Below are 19,310 nucleotides of genomic sequence, written 5' to 3' on the forward strand. Positions count from 1 at the left end.
GCGCCCCCGGGGCCGGGCGGCGGGCGGGAACCGGCGGGCGGGCCGCCGGGGATCGGCCTGCGGGGCCCGGCCGGCATCCGGGTGTCGGCCGGCGGCGGCGAGGAGGCCGCCCACTACCCGCTGACGATCGTGGTCACGCCGACCGACGACATCGAACTGCGGCTGGACTACCGGCCCGACCTGTTCGACGAACCCACCGCCCGCGCCCTGGTCGACCGGATGCTCCTGGTGCTGCGCCAGGTCGCCGACGACCCGGACGTGCCCCTGGGCCGGCTCGACGTGCTGCTCGACGAGGAGCGCGGCGAGCTCGACGGGACCGGCTACCGGACCCGCCGCGAACTGCCCGCCGCCACGCTCGCCGAGCTCTTCGGGCAGCAGGTGCGCCGCACCCCCGGGGCGGTGGCCGTGGTGGCCGGGGACACCGAACTGACCTACGCCGCGCTGGACCGGCGCGCGAACCGGCTGGCCCGCCGGCTGGCCGGGCTCGGTGTGGGCCCGGAGACGCTGGTGGGCGTGGTCGCCGAGCGCTCGCCCGAACTGGTCACCGCGCTGCTGGCGGTGGTCAAGGCCGGGGCGGCGTACCTGCCGATGGACGGCGGGCACCCGGCCGCCCGGCTCTCCGCGGTGGCGGCGCAGGCGGGCGCGGCCGTGGTGCTGGTCGACGGGCCGAACGCGCGGCGCGGCCTGGCCGACCCGGCGCTGTTCGGCGGCGCCGAGGTGCTGCGCCTGGAGCCGGCCGACGCGGACGGGGACGCCGCCCCGGGCTCCCCCGCCCAGGACCCCCTCTTCCAGGGCTCCCCAGACGAGGACTCCCCGGCCGACGCCGAGGCCTTCCCCGCGGTGCCGGTGCGCCCGGAGAACCTGATGTACGTCATCTACACCTCCGGCTCCACCGGCCTGCCCAAGGGCGTCGCGGTGACGTACGGCAGCGTCCTGGCGTTCTGCCTGGACACCTGCTGGTCGGCCGAGACCCTCGAACGGGTGCTGGTGCAGGCCAACCACGCCTTCGACGCCTCCACCTACGAGATCTGGACGACGCTGCTGCACGGCGGCCGGCTGGTGCTGGTGCCCCCCGGGGACACCGACACCGTCGAGCGCGGCCGGCTGATCGCGGCCCAGAAGGTGACCAGCGTGCACGCCACGGCCGGGCACTTCCGGGTGCTCGCCGAGCAGGCCGCGCACATCTTCGCCGGGGTGCGCGAGGTGTCCACCGGCGGCGACGTCGTCTCCGCGCACGCCGTACGGACCCTGCTGCACGCCCACCCGGGCCTGGTGGTGCGCACCACCTACGGCCCCACCGAGTCCACCGCCTTCGCCACCCAGCTGCCCTTCACCGACCCGGACGCGGTGCCCGACGCGGTGCCGCTGGGCCGGCCGATGGACAACACCCGGGCGTTCGTCCTCGACGCGTTCCTGCGGCCCGTGCCGGCCGGCATGACCGGCGAGCTCTACCTCGCCGGGGCCGGGCTGGCCCGCGGCTACCTGGGGCGCCCCGCGCTCACCGCGGAGCGCTTCGTCGCCTGCCCCTTCCCCGCCGAGGGCGAGCCCGAGGGGGCGCGGATGTACCGCACCGGCGACCTGGCGCAGTGGACCCGGGACGGGCAGCTGCTCTTCCTCGGCCGCGCCGACAAGCAGCTCAAGATCCGCGGGTTCCGCGTCGAGCCGGCCGAGATCGAGGCCGAGCTGGCCGCGCACCCGGACGTCGGGCAGGCGCTGGTGGTCGCGCTGGAGGACGCGGACGGCCGCAAGCGGCTGGCCGGGTACGTGGTGCCGGCCGGCGGCGACCGGGCCCGGCCCGAACCGCGGGCGCTGGTGGAGCACCTCGCCGCGCGGCTGCCCGACTACATGGTCCCGGCCTCGGTGACCGTGCTGGAGGCGCTGCCGGTGACGGCGAACGGCAAGGTCGACCGGGCCGCCCTGCCGCTGCCCGACTTCCCCGGCCGGACGGCGGGACGCGCCGCGGCCACCGACACGGAGGAGCTGCTGTGCCGCCTGTTCGCCGAGGTGCTGAACCTGGAACGGGCGGGGGCGGAGGACTCGTTCTTCGGCCTCGGCGGCGACTCGATCACCTCGATGCTGTTGTCCGGGCGGGCCCGCAAGGCCGGCCTGGCGATCACCCCGCGCCAGATCTTCGAGCTGCGCACGCCCGCGGAGCTGGCGCGGGTGGCCGAGCCGGTCGACGCCGAGCGGCAGGACCGCCCCGAGGACGTCCCCTGGGGCCCGGTGCCGCTGACCCCGGTGATGCGCGAGATCGCGGCCCGTACGGGCTCGGCGGCGCGCGCCGGCAGCCAGTCGATGCTGCTGACCGCCCCGCCCGGTCTGACGCCCGGACGGCTGGCCGCCGTCCTCGGGGCCGTCATGGCGCGGCACGACGTGCTGCGGGCGCGGCTGGCGGACGGGGAGCTGGTGGTCCCCGAGCCGCGGGACGCCTCGGCCGTGGACCCGGCGGACCTGGTGACCCGGGTGGACGCGGCGGGCCTGGACGGGCCGCGGCTGGACGCGCTGGTCGACGAGCGGGCCGCGGCCGCCCAGGCCGCGCTCGCGCCCGGCGACGGCGTGATGCTGCGGGCCGTGCTGATCGAGCGCGGCCCCGGCCGGGACGCCCTGGTGCTGCTGACGGCCCACCACCTGGTGATCGACGGGGTCTCCTGGCGGGTGCTGATGCCCGACCTGGCGCTCGCGGACGCGGCCCTGGCCACCGGCGGCGCGGACGCCGCGCGGGCGGCCGTCGCCCCCGAGCCGGCCTCCTTCCGCCGCTGGGCGGACGCCCTGGCGCAGCGGGCCAGGGCGCAGCGGACGGTGGACGAGCTGCCGGCCTGGCGGCGGATGGTCGAGCGGGTCGAGGAGCCGCTCGCCGGGCGGCCGCTGGACCCGCGGACCGACACGGTGGGGGCCGGGGTGTCCCGCGCGGAGCTGACCGTCGCGGCGCCGATGGCCGGATCGCTGCTGGCCGCGCTGCCCGCCGCCTATCACGCGGGCGTCGACGACGTGCTGCTGTCCGGGCTGACCGCGGCGCTCGACGAGTGGCTGCGCTCGCGCGGCGGGCCGGCCCCGCAGGGCTTCCTGATCGACCGGGAGGCGCACGGGCGGGTGCCGCTGGCCGAGGACATGGACCTGACGCGGACGGTCGGGTGGTTCACCGCCGTCCACCCGGTGTGGCTGGAGCCCGGTCCGATCGACCCGGCCGAGGTCCGGGCGGGCGGGGCGGACGCGGCGCGGCTGATCAAGCGGGTCAAGGAGCAGCTGCGGCAGGTGCCGGGCGACGGCCTCGGGTACGGGCTGCTCAGGTACCTGAACCCGGCCACCCGGGCGGTGCTGGAGCCGTTGGCGGCGGCGCAGATCGGGTTCAACTACCTGGGCCGGTTCGGCGGTTCGGACTCCCCGGGCGCGGACGGCGCGGGCTCCGGCGGTACGGGTTCCGGCGGTGCGGACGGTGGCGGCGGTGGCGCGGCCCGGGCGTGGACGCCGGCGGGCGAGCGCCCGGTGCCGGACGGCGGGGTCGACCCGTCGACGCCGCTGCGGCACGTGCTGGAGATCAACGGCTCGGCCCGGGACCTGCCGCGGGGGCCCGAGCTGGGCTTCGTCCTGGAGTCGCCGGGCGGGCTGCTCGGCACGGCCGAGCTGGAGGACCTCGCCGGGCGGTGGCGGGCCGTGCTGGAGGGCCTGGTGCGGCACGCCGCCGAGGGCCCGGGCGGTCACACCCCGTCGGACTTCTCGCTGATCTCGCTGGGCCAGGAGGACATCGACGAGTTCGAGTCGGCCTTCGGGAGCGGGGAGGAGGGCTGAGCGGGGCCGGGCCCGGGCGACTCGGCCCGGGCCCGGGGCGGTTCAGCGTCCGCGCCACACCGGGGGGCGCTTCTCCGCGAAGGCGCGCGGCCCCTCGCGGGCGTCCTCGCTGGCCCGGCGGACCTGCTCCCAGTGGTAATGGGTGGTGAACGCCCGCTCCAGCGGCAGGTCCAGCGAGCGCAGCACGGCCTCCTTCAGGGCGCGCTGCGACAGGGGGGCGCAGCGCAGCAGGTCGGCCGTCCAGCGTTCGACGCACTCGTCGAGCCGGTCGTCCGGGACGACCTCGTTGACGAGTCCGAAGGCCAGGGCCTCGGCCGCCGTCATCCGGCGTCCGGTCAGCAGGTAGCCCATCGCGGCCTTGAGCGGGATCTGGCGGGCCAGCCGGAAGGCGCCGCCCGCGCCCGGGACGAGCCCGAGGGTGGCTTCGGGCAGGGCGAAGACGGCGCTGTCGGCGGCGATCACCAGGTCGCAGGCGAGGACCAGTTCGAAGCCGCCGCCGAGGGCGTGGCCGCGGACCCGGGCGAGGACCGGTTTGGTCAGGGAGAAGCGGTCGGTCAGGCGGGGCGCGCCCGGCTGGCCCCGGGATCCGAAGGTCGTCGGCGGCGCGCCCTCGCGGTCGAGGCGGGCCCGTTCCGCGAGGTCCTGGCCGACCGAGAAGGCGCGGTCCCCGGCGCCGGTGAGCACGACCAGCCGTACCCGGTCGTCGCGTTCGACCTCGTCCCAGACCGCGCCGAGCTCGGTGTGCATCCGCAGGTCCATCGCGTTGAGCACACGGGGCCGGTTGAGCGTCACGCGGGCGACGGGACCGGCCCGTTCGTAGAGCACGGGCCGGTCGGTCGCGGGTTCCTCCTGGGCGGGGTCCACGCGGGCAGGGTACCGGCGGGGGCGGGTCAGCCCGGGGAGCCGGTCCAGACGACGCTCCGGTGGTCCGTGCCCATGGTGTGGTCGAAGCGGACGGTGAAGGGACCGGCGTCGGCCGGCAGGGCGTAGGCGGTCAGGCTGACGGCCTCCTGGCCCGGGGCCAGGGAGTCGGCGAGGAGCTTCATCCGGCCGCTGCCGTCGATCAGGGTGAAGACGAGGTTGCCCTTGGCGTCCTTGACGGTGGGCATCCCCGATCCGTAGAGCGAGACCTCGGCGGGGCCGGTGTTGGCGACGGTGATCCGCACCTGGACGACCTCGGCGTCCTTGGGGACCTCGCCGACGGCCCCGCGCGGGGTGTACGGCTCCGGCGCGGCCATGGTGACCTTCAGCCCGTCCGGGTAGGTGTAGGACTGGCCGAAGGGCAGGTGCCGGGCCCGCTCGTCGGCGGCCGCCTTCTCCTGCTCGGCCTCGTACTTCTGGCGTTCGGCGTCGAGGCGGGCCTTCTCCTTGGCGGCCCGTTCCTGGGCGGCCTTGGTGGCGGCCTCGGAGCGGGCGCGGGCGTCGTCCGCCTCCGCCTTCAGCTCCTTGTTGATGGCGTGCACCCGGACCCCGACGAACACGCCGGTGCCGACCGAGACCAGCAGGCCGGTGATGCCCAGGACCACGCCCGCCAGGGCCATCGCCCGGTTGGTCGCCAGGCCCTTGCGGGCGTGGCCCAGGCCGATGGCGCCGAAGACGAGGGCGAGCAGGGCCGGCAGCCAGGACAGCCAGAACAGGACGATGACCAGGCCGAGGACGACGCCGACGATCCCGAGCACCAGGGCGGCGATGCCCAGGCCGTTGCGGGGCTGCGGGGCGTGCGTCGGCATCGGGTACGGCGGCCAGTACGGCCCGCCGGGGGCACCGCCGGGCGGCATGCCCGGGGCGGCGGGCGCGCCGGGGGCGACGGGCGGCGCGGCGGGGGCGACGGGCGGCGCGGCGGCGGTGGGGGCCACGCCCGGGTCCGGCGGCGCCCACGGGTCGGCGCCGGCCGGCTCCGCGGCGGACGGCGGGCCGCTGTCGGGCGGGGCGGGAACGGTCATGCGGGATCCTTCGGGAACGTCGTGACGGTGAGCGGCTGTTCGGCCCCGGGGCGCGGGCTCGGCCGGGTGGTCCTTCCGGCTGCCCGGCGGCGGTGGCCCGGCCCGCGCGCAACGGCGGCCGCGTCGGGCCGGCCCGCGCGTCGACCCCCGGGGCGGGACACCGACGGGGTCGGCGAGTGATCAACATACAGGGGCCCGGGCCGGCCCCGGCGCGGGCCCCGACCGCCGCGGTCCGCGGGCCGCCGGGCACCCGGCGGTGTGGCCGGGGCGCGGCGCGGGGAGGGTTGCGTCATGGCGGGCAGTCAGCAGAGCGTGCTGGTCGTGGTGCGCGGTCCGAGCGGTGCGGGGAAGTCCAGCGTCGCCGCGCGGCTGCGGGCCGCGTACGGGCGGGGCCTGGCCGTCGTCGGGCAGGACGTGCTGCGCCGCACCGTCCTGCGGGAGCGGGACGTCCCGGGCGGGGCGAACATCGGGCTGATCGACCTGGTCGCGCGGCACGCCCTCGGCCACGGCTTCCACACGGTCGTCGAGGGCATCCTCACCGCCGAGCACTACGGGCCGATGCTGGCCCGGCTCGCCGCCGACCACCGGGGGCGCTGCTTCCTCTACTACCTCGACGTCGGCTTCGAGGAGACGGTGCGCCGGCACGCCACCCGCCCCAGGGCGCCGAGTTCTCCCCCGAGGAGATGGCCGACTGGTACCGGCCCCACGACCTGCTCCCCCACGGGATCGAACGGGTCGTCGGCCCGCACAGCGGCCTGGACGAGACGGTCGGACGGATCCTCGCCGACACCGGCCTCACCCCGCCCGGCTGGGTCCCCCGGCCCTGAACCCGCGCCCGTACGGCGGCTTCTCCCAGGGCGGAACGCCGCCCCCTTCCGCCCGGGCCGCCGGTCCCTAGGCTGAGGGGGTGAGCACTCATGCGCCGAACGAAGCCCGCGTCCTCCCGCTGCGCCCGCAGGCCTCGCCGCCCGCGGCCGGCGGGGAGCCCCGCCCCGCGCGCACGCCCGCACGGAGGGAGCCGCTGTGGCGCGACGTCGTCGGCGACGTGCTGCGGCGCGAACGGCTCGCCCAGGAGCGCACGCTGAAGGACGTCGCGGAGGCGGCCCGGATCTCGATGCCGTACCTGTCGGAGCTGGAGCGCGGCCGCAAGGAGGCCTCCTCGGAGGTGCTCGCGGCCGCCGCCCGGGCGCTGGGGCTCGGCCTCGGGGACCTGCTCTCGCTCGCCCAGGAGGAGCTGGCCCGGTACGCCGCCCCGAGCCGAGCGGGCCGGAGCCTGGCGGGCCGGGGCCGCACCGCGCCGACGGGGCGCCACAACGGCCTCTGCCTGGCCGCCTGACCCCAGCGTTCGCCGTACGGCGGGAGGGCTCTGCCTCCCGCCGTACCCGGCCGCACGCGCTCGGCACCTGCTCGGCGATCCCGTAGCCGACGGCCGGGGCCCGCCGGCCTCTCCTCGTCGGGGCCGGTTGCCGCCGACTCCGCTCCCGGCCCGGACGGCCCCGAACCGCCGGGCGCGGGTTCTTACACGCCTTTGCCGTCGCTCTGCCGAACCGCTGACGGGCGCCCCGCAAGGTGGTGCCCACACCGACCGCAGGACGGACGAAGGGCACGGCGATGACGACGAACACGGGCACGGCGACGAGCGGGGCGAAGCAGCGGGGCGGCCTGGCCGCGGCGGCCCTGGCGGTGCTGGCGACGGTGCTGCCGGTCGCCGCCACCCCCGCGCAGGCCTCCCCCGCCGGGGCGCCGGCCGGCCCCGCGTGGTGCCCGGCCGTGCCCGGGCACCAGGTCGACTGCACGACGATGCGCCGCCCGCTGGTGGCGGGCGAGCCGCGCCTGGGCGGCATCGACGTGAGCTACGCGGTGGTGCGCCACAGCCGCCCCGGCCCGGCCCTGGGCACCGTCGCGCTCAACCCCGGCGGCCCCGGCGAGACGCTGATCGACCGCGCCGAGCAGGTCGCCGGGGCGCTGGAGGGCGTCCTGGACGACTACGACGTGCTGCTGCTGGACCCGCGCGGCACCGGCCGCTCGGGCCGGCTGCCCTGCGGCGTCACGGAGGCCGAGTACCGCTGGGCCCCGCGGGCGGGGATGCGCGAGGCCGTCGCCGAGTGCGCCGAGGAGCTCGGCCCGCGGGCCCGCGGCTACACCAGCGCCGCCACGGCCGACGACATCGACGCGGCCCGCGAGCGCCTGGGCGCCCCGAAGCTGGTCCTGTACGGCCTGTCGTACGGCACCTACCTGATGCCGGTGTACGCCGACCGCCACCCCGAGCGGGTGGAGAGGATGGTGCTCTCCGGCGCCTACCCGCTCGCCTTCGACTCCCTGGCCCGGCCCGGCGCCCAGCAGGTCTCGCTGACGCTGCGCCGGATCTGCGAGCGCAGCGGGGCCTGCGACCCGCAGACCGCCGTGCACGACCTGGCCGCCGTCACCGAGCGGCTGCGCGCCCGCCCGTTGAAGGTGACCGCCTCCGTGGACGGCGAGCGGCGCACCGTGCGGTTCACCGAGGACAAGCTCGCCGACCTGATGTACGAGCCGGCCACCCGCGGCGCCGGCGCCGACCCCGGGACGCCCGCGCTGCTCGGCGAGCTGCCGGCCGCGCTGCACGCCTTCGCGGCGGGCGACGAGGCGCCGCTGGCCGCCCTGGTGCGCCGCGAGATCGAGCACACCGGCACCGAGGACCAGGCCTCGTTCCTGGCCGTCACCTGCAACGACTACGCCCGCACCTGGGACCCGGACGCCTCGCCGGCCGAGCGCCGCCGCCAGTACCGCGCCGCCGTGGCCGCCGCGGACCCGGCCGACTTCGGGGCGTTCAGCCCCGCGGGCTGGGCCGCGGGCCAGACCGACGGCGGGGACAACTGCCTGGACTGGCCGCGCCGGGGCACCGCCCGCCCCCAGCCCACCGATCTGCGCAACGTGCCCGACGTGCCCGTCCTGGTCCTCTCCGGGGACCTGGACACCAACACCCCGGAGGTCAACTCCCGCCTGTCCGCGGCCCAGTTCCGCCGCAGCGCCTTCGTCTCGGTGCCCAACGCCGGGCACGTGCCGGAGCTGGAGTCGACCGGCTGCACGCTGGAGATCTCCGGTCACTTCATCCGCACCGGCGAGGTCGGCGACACCTCCTGCCTCGCGCAGATCCCCCCGGTCGCGGTCGTCCCCGTCCCCCGCTGACCGCCGTCCGGGGCCGCCGCCGGGCCAGACCACCCCCCGCCACCAGCGAGGATGACACCATGACAGATCCCATCACCGCCCGGCGCACCGTCCTGGTCGTCGAGGACGACCCCGGCGTCCGCAGCACCCTGGACCACCTGCTGCGCTTCGAGGGCTACCAGGTGCTCACCACCGCCGACGGCCAGGAGGCCCTGGACCTCCTGGAGCACCGGCGCCCCGACCTCGCGGTGGTGGACGTGGTCATGCCCCGCCTCGACGGCCTCGCGCTGTGCCGGATGCTGCGCCGGCGCGGCGACCGGCTGCCCGTCCTGGTCCTCACCGCCCGCCACCAGCTCGGCGACCGGGTCGCCGGGCTGGACGCGGGCGCCGACGACTACCTCGCCAAGCCCTTCGCCACCGAGGAACTGCTGGCCCGCATACGGGCCCTGCTACGGCGCGCCGAACCGCTCGGCGCCGAGGCCGGTGCCGGCGCCGGCCTCGCCCTGGCCGACCTCTCCCTGGACCCCGCCGCCCGCCTGGCCCACCGCGGCGGGCGGCGCCTGGACCTGACCAAGACCGAGTTCGACCTGCTGGAACTGCTCCTGCGCAACCAGGGCACCGTCCTGACCCGCCACCGGATCTACGAGCGCATCTGGGGCTACGACTTCGACACCGACTCGCGCTCGCTCGACGTCTACGTCGGCTACCTGCGCCGCAAGACCGAGGAGGACGGCGCGCCCCGGCTGATCCACACCGTGCGCAACGTCGGCTACACCGCCCGGAGCGCCTGATGCTGCGCACCCGGATCGGCCTCGTCGTCCTCGCCTCCGTGCTGCTGGCGATCGCCGTTCCCGTCACCGCCGCCTACCGCGGCGTCAGCACCCTGGTCTCCGACCAGCTCGACCGCAGCCTGCAGGACCGCGCCCACACCGTGCTCGCCGCCCTGGAGCTCGGCCGGCCCCCGCTCGCCCGGCCCGACACCGTCGAGCAGCTGCTGCCCGCCGACGGCACCGCCGTACGGCCGCTGGCCCCGGGCGCACCGGCGCTGCCGGTCTCCGACCGGGCCCTGGAGGTGGCCCGCACCGGGCAGGGCTCCCACCAGGAGGACGCCACCGTCGACGGCACCCCGTACGGCGTGCTCACCCTGGCCCGCCCGGACGGGCAGGGCGCGGTGATGGTCGGCCAGACCTACGCCGGGGTCACCGAGGTCGACGAGGCGTTCCTCCGGCGCATCACCGTCACCGGCGCGGCGGCCGCGGCCGCCTGCGCCCTGCTCAGTTGGTTCGTCCTCGGCCGGATCCTGCGCCCGGTGCGGCGCCTGGCCGCCGCCGCCGAGCACATCACCACCACCCGCGACCTGGCCACCCCGCTGCCCGCCGCCGGGCGCGACGAGGTCGGCGGCCTCACCCGGGCCTTCGAGTCGATGGTCGGCGCGCTGCACCGCTCCCGCGAGCAGCAGCAGCGCCTGGTCCAGGACGCCAGCCACGAGCTGCGCACCCCGCTGACCTCGGTGCGCGGCTGCGCCGAGCTCCTCCAGCGCGCCCGCGGCCGGCTCGCCCCCGAGGACGAGGAGCAGATCCTCGCCACCCTGGTCACCGAGACCGTCGCCCTCGACGAACTCGTCCGCGAACTCGTCGAGTTGGCCACCGACCGGCAGACCGCGGAGGACCCGGAGCCGCTCGACCTGCCGGACGCCGCCGAGGACAGCGCCCGGCGCTTCCACCGCCGGACCGGCCGGGAGATCACCGTCAGCGCCGACGGGCCGGTGCCGGTGCTCGCCCGCCCGCGGGCACTGCAGCGCTGCGTGGACAACCTGGTGGGCAACGCCGTCAAGTTCAGCCCGGACGGCAGCCCGGTGGAGATCCGGATCACCGGCACCCGGCTGGCCGTGCGCGACCACGGGCCCGGCATCGCGCCCGGCGACCGGCAGGCCGTCTTCGAGCGCTTCTACCGCGCCACCGGCACCCAGTCCACCCCGGGCTCGGGGCTGGGCCTGGCCATCGTGCACGACCTGGTGGCCGCCGACCACGGCACCGTCTTCGCCGACGCCGCGCCGGGCGGCGGCGCCGAGGTCGGCTTCCGGCTGCCGCCCGCCCCCGGCGGCTGACCGGCCGCCCGACCGTGCCCCGGCGCTGCCCCTGCGGACCCTGCCGGGCGCCGCGCCGGGGCCGTAGGGTCGACGGGGACGGCCCCGAACAGCGGGGGCCGGGCCGGGCGGCGAGGCGGGAGGACCGGGGAACGTGCGCAGGACCGTGACACCCTCGACGGAACGGGCGCCCGAGGCCGCACCCGTACCGGGAAGGCGCCCGGCGCAGGCCCCGGCCCCGGCGCCCGCGAGCCCCGGCAGGGCGCCGCGCCCCGCCGAACTCGCCGCCCTGCAACGGACGGTGGGCAACGCGGCCGTCACCCGCCGGATCCAGCGCACGGCGGCCCCCGGCGTCCGGGAACAGGCCCGGCGCGACGCCGCCGACCCCGTCTCGCACGGCGAGTGGGCCACGTTCCGCGAGGACATGGCCCGGGCGGGCTTCTCCCCGGACATCACGGAGATCGCCTGGCAGCTCGTCCTCGGCGGCATCGCCGAGCAGGGGCAGCTCAACGACGAGGCCATGGGGCGCTTCACCGAACGCCAGGAGCAGCGCGACCACCGCGCCTCCAACACCTGGTACCAGGAGCTGGTGCGGGTCGTCGGCGACCACCTGGAGATCGACACCCCGACGCTGGCCCTGTGGTCGGGCGGCCGGGAGGTCAGCGACTACGCCCTCGCCAAGGGCCACACCCCGCTGGAGGCCACCGCCTTCGGCGGGGTCGTCGACAAGCTGACGCTGACCCCGGACTGGGCGCTCAAGACGCCCATGTGGAACGTCCTGTCCAAGGCCTTCGTGAGCCGCGCCCGCGGCCCCGTCCACATCTTCCTGCGGGCGTACGACCCCGAGAGCGTCCTCATCGCGCAGGAGGTGCCGCAGCTGCGGGTGGTCATGGCGCTCGACCCGGCGGTGCGGCTCGTCTGGCACCCGGTGTACGCCGACGCCGACGGACGGCTGACGGAGGTCACCCGGGGCCTCGACCTGGCCGCCGACGCGCCCTGCTCCACCCGGGACGAGTGCGTGCGGATCCTCTACGACTACCTGCGCCTCGTCCACGACCCGGCCAACCCGCACTCCCGGCGCGCCCACAAGGAGATGAGCGACCGCCTCGCCGCCAACGGCAACCCCCCGGTGGCGCCCGAGGGCCGAGCGCGGGCCGATCAGTAGGGTGGGGCGGATCGGTACGGAAGTGGGGAGAGTCGATGACCGACGCGAAGGAACACCGGGGCTGGATAGGCCGGTTGTTCGGCGGCCGCCGCCCGCACGGCGGGCAGCCCGCGGCCGCCCCGCCCGCCGCCCGGGACCCCAGGGCGTGGGCGCGCCCCGGGGAACTGATGGACCTCTCCACCCTGCCCCCGCAGGTGGCCGAGGAACTCGTCGAGGTCGCGTCCACCATCGACGCGGCCGACCGGGCGCGCTTCGACGGCGACCGGGCCGAGGCGCACCGGCTGCTGCGCGCGGCGGTCGCCACGCGGATCCCGCCCTACCGCCAACTCGCCGAGGAGCGGCTGGGGGTGATGCTGTCCGAGGACGGCGAGGTCGGCGAGGCCGTGGCGCTGTGGCTGCGCGCGGCCCAGGGGCCGGATCCCGAACTGCGCCGCGCCGTCGCCGTCTACCTGGGCTCCGTCCCGTTCGCCGACGCCGGGTTCCTGGTGAACGCCGACCCGGCGACCGTGCTGGCCCTGCTCCCCGAGGCGTGGGGGTTCGGGCGGGCGGGCGCCGCGGTGTACGAGGCCTCGGTCCACCGGCACCGGGAGGCCGACCCCGCGGTGCGCCGCCAGCTGCTGGCGCTGGACGCCCTGCGCTACGGGGACGCCCGACTGGCCGCCCGCTTCGAGGCCGTCCCGGTGGCGGAGGAGCGGTACCCGCGCCGGCGCGCCGAGTGGGCCAGCGGCACCCCACAGGGCGGCTGCCGCTGGAGCGTGGCCGGGCACGGGGAGGCCGTCGGGGCGATCGCCGCGGTCCCGGCCGCGGTGGACGGCCGGGCGGTCGTGGTCACCGGCGGCGACGACGGCACCGTGCGGCTGTGGGACGTGGCCACCGGCGAGGCCGTCGGCGAGCCGATGACCGACCACACCGGCCGCGTCCACGCCGTGGCCGCGGCCGAGCTGGACGGCCGGGCGGTGGCGGTCTCCGCCGGCACCGACGAGGCCGTGCGGATCTGGGACCTGACGACCCGCCGGCTGCTGCACCCGCCCCTGCCCGGGCACACCGACTGGGTCACCGGGGCGGCCACCGCCGTGCTGCGCCGCCGCCCGGTGGCCGTCACCTGCGGCGACGACTGCAGCGTGCGGGTCTGGGACCTGGCCACCGGAGAGCCGGTCGGCAAGCCGATGCGCGACCCGGCCGCCCCCGGCGGCTCCCGCCCCGGCCGGCTGACGGCGGTGGCGACGACGGTGATCCTGCGCCGGCCCGTCGCGGTGACCGGCGACTTCCAAGGAACCGTACGGATCTGGGACCTGGCGAGGGGCCGCGAGCTGCTGCCGCCGGTGAGGACCGGGCACGGCCCGGTGCAGGCGGTGGCCGTGGTGGACGCCGGCGGCCGCCCGGCCGTGGCCGTCGGCGCGTGGGACGGCACCACCACCCTGTGGGACCTGGCCACGGCCCGGCCGGTGGGCGAGAGCCTCGCCGTCGCGCACGAGCGGCCGCAGGAGGTGGCGGCGGTGGCCACCGGGGCCGGGACGACGGTGGCCACCAGCGACGACTCCGGCCTGCTGCGGCTGTGGGACGCGGCCACCGGACGGCAGCTCGCCCAGGCCTTCCCCGGGCCGAACGGCCGGACCAGGTCGCTGGCGTCGACCTCGACGCCGGACGGACGGCCGGTGGTGCTCCTCGGCACCTCCGACGGCCGGGTGCACCGCTGGGACCCGGCCGTCGACGACCGCTCCGTGGGCGACCCGCTGCCCGGACACGGCACCGAGGTGACCGCCGCGGCGACGGTCGAGGTCGACGGCAGGACGCTGGTGGTCAGCACCGACTGGGACGGCACGGCACGCCTGTGGGACCTGGCCGACGGCGCCGACGCCGGCACGCCCTTCGCCGGCTCCGGGGAGCCGGTGCGGGCGATGGCGACGGCGGTGGTCGACGGCCGTCCCGTGGTGGCCACCGTCGAGCCGCGCGCCGGGGAGGTCCGGCTATGGGATCCGGCCACCGGGAGCCCGGCGGGTCCGCCGCTGGTCCACGACCGCGCGGTGGGCGCGGTGGCCACGGCGGTGCTGGACGGCCGGGCGCTCGCCGTCACCGGGGACTCGGAGGGCCTCGTCCGGGTCTGGGACCTCGCCACCGGGGAGGTCCTCCACGAGCCGGCGGCCGGACACCGGTTCCACGTGACCGCGGTGGCCACGACGGTGCTCGACGGCCGGGCGGTCGCCGTCACCGCGGACGACGGGGACGTGCGGGTGTGGGACCTCGCCACCGGCGCCGCGGTCGGCGAGCCGATCGCGCTCCCGGGCCGCCCCTCACCGGCCGAGGACGACGCGGAGGAACCGGACCACGCCGACGACGAGGAGTGGACGGACGAGGACGACGAGGACGACGGGCCGGGCATCGAGGCGCTGGTGGCGATGGTGGTCGACGGCCGCCCGGTCGTGGCGGCGGGCAGCGACGACGGCCTGGTGCACGTCTGGGACCTGGCCACCCGCTCCCCGCTCGGCCCTCCCCTGCGCGCCGCCGCCGACGACACCGCCGTGCTGACCGCGGCGCGGGTCGCGGGCCGTCCGGTCCTCGTCACCGGCGACGACGACGGCACCGTCCGGACCTGGGACCCGGCCACGCTCGAGCGGGTCGGCCCCGACCTGGTGCTGCCGCTGCCGGTCGGCGCGCTGGCCGCGGCCCCCGGGGGCCGGCTGGTGGTCGGCTTCGGCTGGGAGGTCGGGGTGTTCCGGCTCGTGGAGTCCGCCGAGTCCGACGGGTCCGACGGGTCCGACGGGTCCGCAGCGTCCGCGTGAGCGTGCGGGGACGGCCCCGGAAGGGCCGGCCCCGCACGGGGACGTCAGGCCGCGAGGTGGTCCAGCGTGAACAGGGACGCCCGGTAGCCGTACTGGGCGATGGACGAGCCCGCGCCGCCGTTCGCGTCGGAGACGGCCGCGAAGCTCCCGCTGTGCCCGATCTTCATCAGCACCTGGTTGGAGCCGGGCGCCGGGTACACGAAGTGGAAGATCTGGTTGCCGTAGATCCAGCCCTGGCAGTCGAAGACGTTGAAGTTGGCGCCGTCGGCCAGCCCCTCGTTGCCGTCGTTCGGGTTCTGCTTCCAGACGCCCAGGCAGTCGCCCTCGTTCTCCCGGCTGCGGAAGATGAACGACTGGCTGTCGTCCTTGTAGTGGCACAGCTTCCACTGCTGGCGGTAGGCACCGCTGTCGGGGTTCTGGATGGCCTGCCCCCAGGCGCTGTACTGGTTGCGTTCCACGAGCTGTCCGAACGGCGTCTTGATCCGGTAGTAGCCGTCGTCGCAGACGTAGCCGTGCCACTCGCTGGAGGCCAGGCCCTCGGTGGCGGCCGCGGCGGGGCCGGCGAGCAGAGTCAGGCCGGCCAGCGAGGCGAGCGCGGCGGCGGCGAGGCCGCGCAGTGCCCTGCCCGGGCGGGTGGTCGTGTGTCCGAGCCGGTTCGTCACGGGGTCCTCCGTCGTCAGGTCGGTGGGCACGGTCAGCAGTTGCTGATGAGGAGTTGGGCGGCCCGGCGTACGGTGCCGGCCGGTTCGGCGGGCGCGCAGCCGACGGAGCCGATCTCCGGGGACTCGTAGGTGGTGAAGGTCCCGGGGGACGGCGAGGTGGTGACCCAGATGCCGGTGTTGGCGCCGGTCTGGGCGCAGATCCGGTTGACGTACTGGCCGGTGACGACCCTGGTTCCCCGGTAGAGGCCGTACCGGCCCGGGGAGTTGAGGTTCCACGTGTCGCTGACGGTCACGCTGGTGGTGCTGGAGGTGGTCTTCTGCACCGAGAAGCCGACCTTCACCTCGACCTTGGCGAACAGCGCGCTCGCGGAGGCGGTGATCTCGGTCTTGTTGTCGACGGTGGTGGTCGCCGAGTTGACCCGGGTCAGGGTGTCGCTGTGCTGCCCGGTGGTGCCCGGGGCGACGTTGTAGATCAGGAAGTCGGTGACGAGGGGCGTGATCTGCACGTTGACGGGCTCGGCCGTGGTGCGGTCCACGGCCGGGTTGCAGAGCGTCGGAAGGGTGTCGGCGTGGGCGGCCGGGGCCGCGCCGAGGCTTAACAGGCCCACGGCGACGGCGGTGACGGCCGAGGCGGCGAGGGTGCGCCGGCGCGGCCCGGGGACGAGGGTCATCTGTTCTCCTCCGTGGTCGGGTGGACGGCCCGCACCCCTGCGACCGGAACCGCTCGGGTACGGGCGGGCGCGGTGGTGCGATCCGTCGCGCGGTGGACGCCGCCCGGCCCGGTGCCGATCCTGCGCGAGGCCGTCACGATTTCCGCACGACCGCCGCACGAGGCGGGGAGGAGCCGGCCCCGCTCAGGCCGGGAGGTGGTCGGAGACCAGGGCGGCGAACTCCTCGGGGGTGAGGACGCGGATGCCGAGTTCCTCGGCCTTGGCGCGCTTGGAGCCGGCCTTCTCGCCCGCGACCAGGAGGGTGGTGCGCTTGGAGACGGAGGAGGAGGCCTTGCCGCCCGCGCGTTCGATCAGTTCGTTGACCTGGTTGCGGGAGAGTTCGGCGAGGGCGCCGGTCATGCTGCCGGTGACGACGACGGCCTCGCCGGTGAGCGGGCCGCCCTCGGCCGCAGCGGTGCCGTCGTCCTCACCCGCCGTGGCGGCGGGGGCCGTCGGGGCGGTGACGGCGGTGCCCACGCCGAGGGCCGCGAGACGGTCCAGCAGCGGGGCGAGGTCGGCGAGTTCGGCGGCGACGACGCGGGCCTTCTCGGCGCCGATGCCGTCGACGCCGGCCAGGGTCTCGGCGTCGGCGGCCCGGATCGCGGCCATGGAGCCGAAGTGCGCGGCGATCCGGCGGGACATGGTGCGGCCGGTGCCGCGGATGCCGAGGGCGCAGAAGACCCGGTTGAGCGGCTGGGTGCGGGCGGTGGCGATCGCGGTGAGCAGGTTGACGGCGCTGGTCTCCCCCATCCGCTCCAGGGTGAGCAGTTGCTCGCGGGTGAGGGTGAACAGGTCGGCGAGGTCGGTGACCAGGCCGGCTTCGACGAGCTGGACGGCGCGGGTGCCGCCGAGGCCCTCGATGTCGAGCTGGTCGCGGCCGGCCGCGTACAGGACGGAGGCGACGGCCTGGCAGCCGCGGCCGCGTATGCAGCGCCAGCGCTGTTCGGTGGTGTCGATGGCGTCGCCGCAGCGCGGGCACGCCTCGGGGAAGGCGATCGGCTGCTCGGCGCCGGTGCGGGCGTCGAGAACCGGGGCCTCCACGCGGGGGATGACGTCGCCGGCGCGGTAGACGAAGACCTGGTCGCCGATCATCAGTCCGCGGCGTTCGATGTCGGCGGGGTTGTGCAGGGTGGCGAAGGTGACGGTGACGCCGTCGACGACGACCGGTTCGAGGACGGCGCGCGGCGCGATGATGCCGGTGCGGCCGACGTTCCACTCGACCCCGAGCAGCCGGGTGACCTTGTGCTGGGCGGCCAGCTTGCGGGCCACCGCCCAGCGCGGGGCGCGCGAGCCGGAGCCGGCCTCGGCGCGGTCGGCGGCGAGGTCGGCCTTGACCACCACGCCGTCGATCCCGAAGGGCAGTTCGGCGCGCAGCGCGGAGATCTCCTCGATGCGCCGCTGGACGTCCTCCAGGCCCGCGCAGTGCCGGGGGTGGGCCGCGGTGGCGGCGGCGGTGTTGGCGCCGAGTGCGGCGAGGTCCTCCAGCAGGGCGCTGTGGGCGAGGTCGTCGGGGCCGACGGCGTCGTAGGCGAAGAAGGTCAGTTCGATCCGGTAGGGGCGGTCCTTGGCCCGCAGGGTGCCGGCGGCGCCGTTGCGGGGGTTGGCGAAGGGGGTGGCGCCGTGCTCGGCGCGCACCCGGTTGGCGTGCTCGAACTGGTCCCGGGTGAGCAGGACTTCGCCGCGCAGTTCGATGTCGGCGGGCTCGGCGAGGTTGGCGGGCAGGCCGAGGATGGCGTCGGCGGCGTGGGTGATGTCCTCGCCGGCGAGACCGTCGCCGCGGGTGACGACCTGCCGCAGGCGCCCGGCGCGGTAACGGGCGGCGATGGCGAGGCCGTCGAGCTTGGGCTCCACGCACCAGGCGGTGACGGGCCGGCCCAGGCGCCGCTCCAGGCCGGCCGCCCAGGACTCCAGTTCCTCGGCGGAGAACACGTTGTCCAGGGAGAGCATCGGCACGCTGTGCGGGACGTCGCCGCTCGCGGCGCCGCCGGCCACCTTGCCGGTCGGCGAGTCGGGCAGCACCTCGCCGGGGTGGGCGCCCTCGTAGGCGGCGATCTCCCGCAGCAGGGTGTCGTACTCGTCGTCCCCGAGCGGGGTGGAGCCGTCGGCGTAGTACGCGGCGGCGGCCTGGACGGCGGTGGCGACGGCGTCGGCGTACGCGGACGGGGTGGCGAGCGGAGCGGCGGTGTCGATCATGCGGGAATCATCGCGGTCGGCACTGACAACGGCCCGGCGGCGGCGGAGGTCCCCCGGCGTCACGGTGATCGACGAGGTACCCGACACCGCCGGCCCGCCCCCGCCACCTACCGGACCGACCTCACCGCCGCATCACCTACGCCCTCACCCACTGCCGCACCCGCGCGACCCGCCCGTGAGCGCAGGAAGTCGGCCCCGCCGACTTCCTGCGCAGCGGACGGCCGGGTCCGTGCCCGCCCGCTCCACGGACCGGCCCGCGGACCCGTTGCGCCGCCCCAACGCGCCTCCCTTGCGGGCACCCCCGCCGACAACGGCCGGACCGCCCGCAGCCTGTTGTCCCTGCCGGAGGGCTATTTGGGGCGAGCCCGCGTTTCAGCTCGGCCCCGCCCTGGCCTGCGCGTAGCCCGTCCACTGTCCGAGCAGGAAGTCGGCCGGGTCGACTTCCCACGCAGCGGACGGCCGGGTCCGCGCTGGCGGCCCCGGCCATGAAGGCCGGGGGCCGCCCAGGCTCCCTTTCGGGCGGGCTCGTGTGCCCACACACGAGCCCGCCCGCTCCATCAACCGACCTCCGGAGCGGTTGCCGCCGCCCCGACGAGCCTCCCTTTCGGGCACCCCGGCCGACAACGGCCGGGCCGCCCGCACCTTGCTGTCCCTGCCGGAGGGGCGCTGGGAGAGGCACTCGGTGTTCGGGACAGCCTGGGCACAACTCGTCCACTGTCCGCACAGGAAGTCGGCCGGGTCGACTTCCGGTGCTCGGCTCACCGCGCACGCGCTGAGCGTTCCCGCCTCAGCCGCCGACCGCCGTGGCGAGGGGCCCGCGCCCGCGCAGGGCCGCGCGGGC

Annotated in this window: 12 protein-coding genes and 1 pseudogene; 8 read left to right on the forward strand and 5 right to left on the reverse strand. The window is 76.8% G+C overall.

All coding sequences use genetic code 11. The features are described 5' to 3' along the window. The coding region (locus tag AB0E96_RS23660; protein ID WP_359827025.1) for an amino acid adenylation domain-containing protein at nucleotides 1-3,786 on the forward strand (3,786 nt) is incomplete at its 5' end. Nucleotides 3,787-3,828: 42 nt separating this feature from the next. Here the strand turns inward: AB0E96_RS23660 and dpgD are convergent. Beyond that, a complete protein-coding gene (gene dpgD / locus AB0E96_RS23665) occupies nucleotides 3,829-4,650 on the reverse strand; it encodes an enoyl-CoA-hydratase DpgD (protein WP_359827027.1) in 822 nt (273 codons plus the stop codon). Between the two features lie 26 nt (nucleotides 4,651-4,676). Next, entirely contained in the window at nucleotides 4,677-5,729 is a 1,053-nt protein-coding gene (locus AB0E96_RS23670; RefSeq protein WP_359827029.1) for a hypothetical protein, read from the reverse strand. 291 nt (nucleotides 5,730-6,020) lie between these two features. Here AB0E96_RS23670 and AB0E96_RS23675 point away from each other — a divergent pair. From AB0E96_RS23675 to AB0E96_RS23705, 7 genes and pseudogenes are all read left to right on the forward strand, one after another. Further along, nucleotides 6,021-6,556, forward strand: a pseudogene (locus tag AB0E96_RS23675) (AAA family ATPase). A gap of 80 nt (nucleotides 6,557-6,636) precedes the next feature. Beyond that, the gene (locus tag AB0E96_RS23680; protein ID WP_359827030.1) at nucleotides 6,637-7,065 is read left to right on the forward strand and encodes a helix-turn-helix transcriptional regulator; all 429 of its coding nucleotides are present in this window, start codon (nucleotides 6,637-6,639) and stop codon (nucleotides 7,063-7,065) included. Nucleotides 7,066-7,340: 275 nt separating this feature from the next. Continuing rightward, complete coding sequence (locus tag AB0E96_RS23685; RefSeq protein WP_359827032.1) at nucleotides 7,341-8,894, forward strand: alpha/beta hydrolase; 1,554 nt, start codon at nucleotides 7,341-7,343, stop codon at nucleotides 8,892-8,894. A 59-nt stretch (nucleotides 8,895-8,953) separates the two neighbouring features. After that, the gene (locus AB0E96_RS23690) at nucleotides 8,954-9,664 is read left to right on the forward strand and encodes a response regulator transcription factor (protein ID WP_359827035.1); all 711 of its coding nucleotides are present in this window, start codon (nucleotides 8,954-8,956) and stop codon (nucleotides 9,662-9,664) included. Continuing rightward, nucleotides 9,664-10,980, forward strand: a complete 1,317-nt coding sequence (locus tag AB0E96_RS23695) for a HAMP domain-containing sensor histidine kinase (RefSeq protein ID WP_359827038.1) — start codon at nucleotides 9,664-9,666, stop codon at nucleotides 10,978-10,980. Before AB0E96_RS23690 ends, AB0E96_RS23695 begins: the two co-directional genes overlap by 1 nt. A gap of 133 nt (nucleotides 10,981-11,113) precedes the next feature. Further along, nucleotides 11,114-12,124: a hypothetical protein gene (locus AB0E96_RS23700; protein ID WP_359827041.1), complete on the forward strand. Its 1,011-nt coding sequence runs from the start codon at nucleotides 11,114-11,116 to the stop codon at nucleotides 12,122-12,124. A gap of 35 nt (nucleotides 12,125-12,159) precedes the next feature. After that, complete coding sequence (locus AB0E96_RS23705) at nucleotides 12,160-14,904, forward strand: WD40 repeat domain-containing protein (RefSeq protein ID WP_359827044.1); 2,745 nt, start codon at nucleotides 12,160-12,162, stop codon at nucleotides 14,902-14,904. Nucleotides 14,905-14,948: 44 nt separating this feature from the next. Here the strand turns inward: AB0E96_RS23705 and AB0E96_RS23710 are convergent, their stop codons facing one another. From AB0E96_RS23710 to ligA, 3 genes are all read right to left on the reverse strand, one after another. Beyond that, on the reverse strand, nucleotides 14,949-15,566 hold the full coding sequence (locus AB0E96_RS23710) for a hypothetical protein (RefSeq protein ID WP_359827047.1): 618 nt from the start codon (nucleotides 15,564-15,566) through the stop codon (nucleotides 14,949-14,951). Between the two features lie 32 nt (nucleotides 15,567-15,598). Continuing rightward, nucleotides 15,599-16,237, reverse strand: a complete 639-nt coding sequence (locus AB0E96_RS23715; protein ID WP_359827050.1) for a hypothetical protein — start codon at nucleotides 16,235-16,237, stop codon at nucleotides 15,599-15,601. Between the two features lie 183 nt (nucleotides 16,238-16,420). Then, complete coding sequence (ligA, locus tag AB0E96_RS23720; protein WP_359827053.1) at nucleotides 16,421-18,469, reverse strand: NAD-dependent DNA ligase LigA; 2,049 nt, start codon at nucleotides 18,467-18,469, stop codon at nucleotides 16,421-16,423. Nucleotides 18,470-19,310 lie beyond the last annotated feature (841 nt).

It is taken from the genome of Kitasatospora sp. NPDC036755, from assembly GCF_040636595.1.
GTDB lineage: Bacteria > Actinomycetota > Actinomycetes > Streptomycetales > Streptomycetaceae > Kitasatospora.

Bases quoted from the DNA above. Each gene is read 5' to 3' on its own strand.
- AB0E96_RS23690 (WP_359827035.1), top strand. From the start codon at position 8,954: ATGACAGATCCCATCACCGCCCGGCGCACCGTCCTGGTCGTCGAGGAC.
- ligA (WP_359827053.1), bottom strand. From the start codon at position 18,469: ATGATCGACACCGCCGCTCCGCTCGCCACCCCGTCCGCGTACGCCGAC.
- AB0E96_RS23685 (WP_359827032.1), top strand. From the start codon at position 7,341: ATGACGACGAACACGGGCACGGCGACGAGCGGGGCGAAGCAGCGGGGC.
- AB0E96_RS23715 (WP_359827050.1), bottom strand. From the start codon at position 16,237: ATGACCCTCGTCCCCGGGCCGCGCCGGCGCACCCTCGCCGCCTCGGCC.
- AB0E96_RS23670 (WP_359827029.1), bottom strand. From the start codon at position 5,729: ATGACCGTTCCCGCCCCGCCCGACAGCGGCCCGCCGTCCGCCGCGGAG.
- AB0E96_RS23705 (WP_359827044.1), top strand. From the start codon at position 12,160: ATGACCGACGCGAAGGAACACCGGGGCTGGATAGGCCGGTTGTTCGGC.
- AB0E96_RS23695 (WP_359827038.1), top strand. From the start codon at position 9,664: ATGCTGCGCACCCGGATCGGCCTCGTCGTCCTCGCCTCCGTGCTGCTG.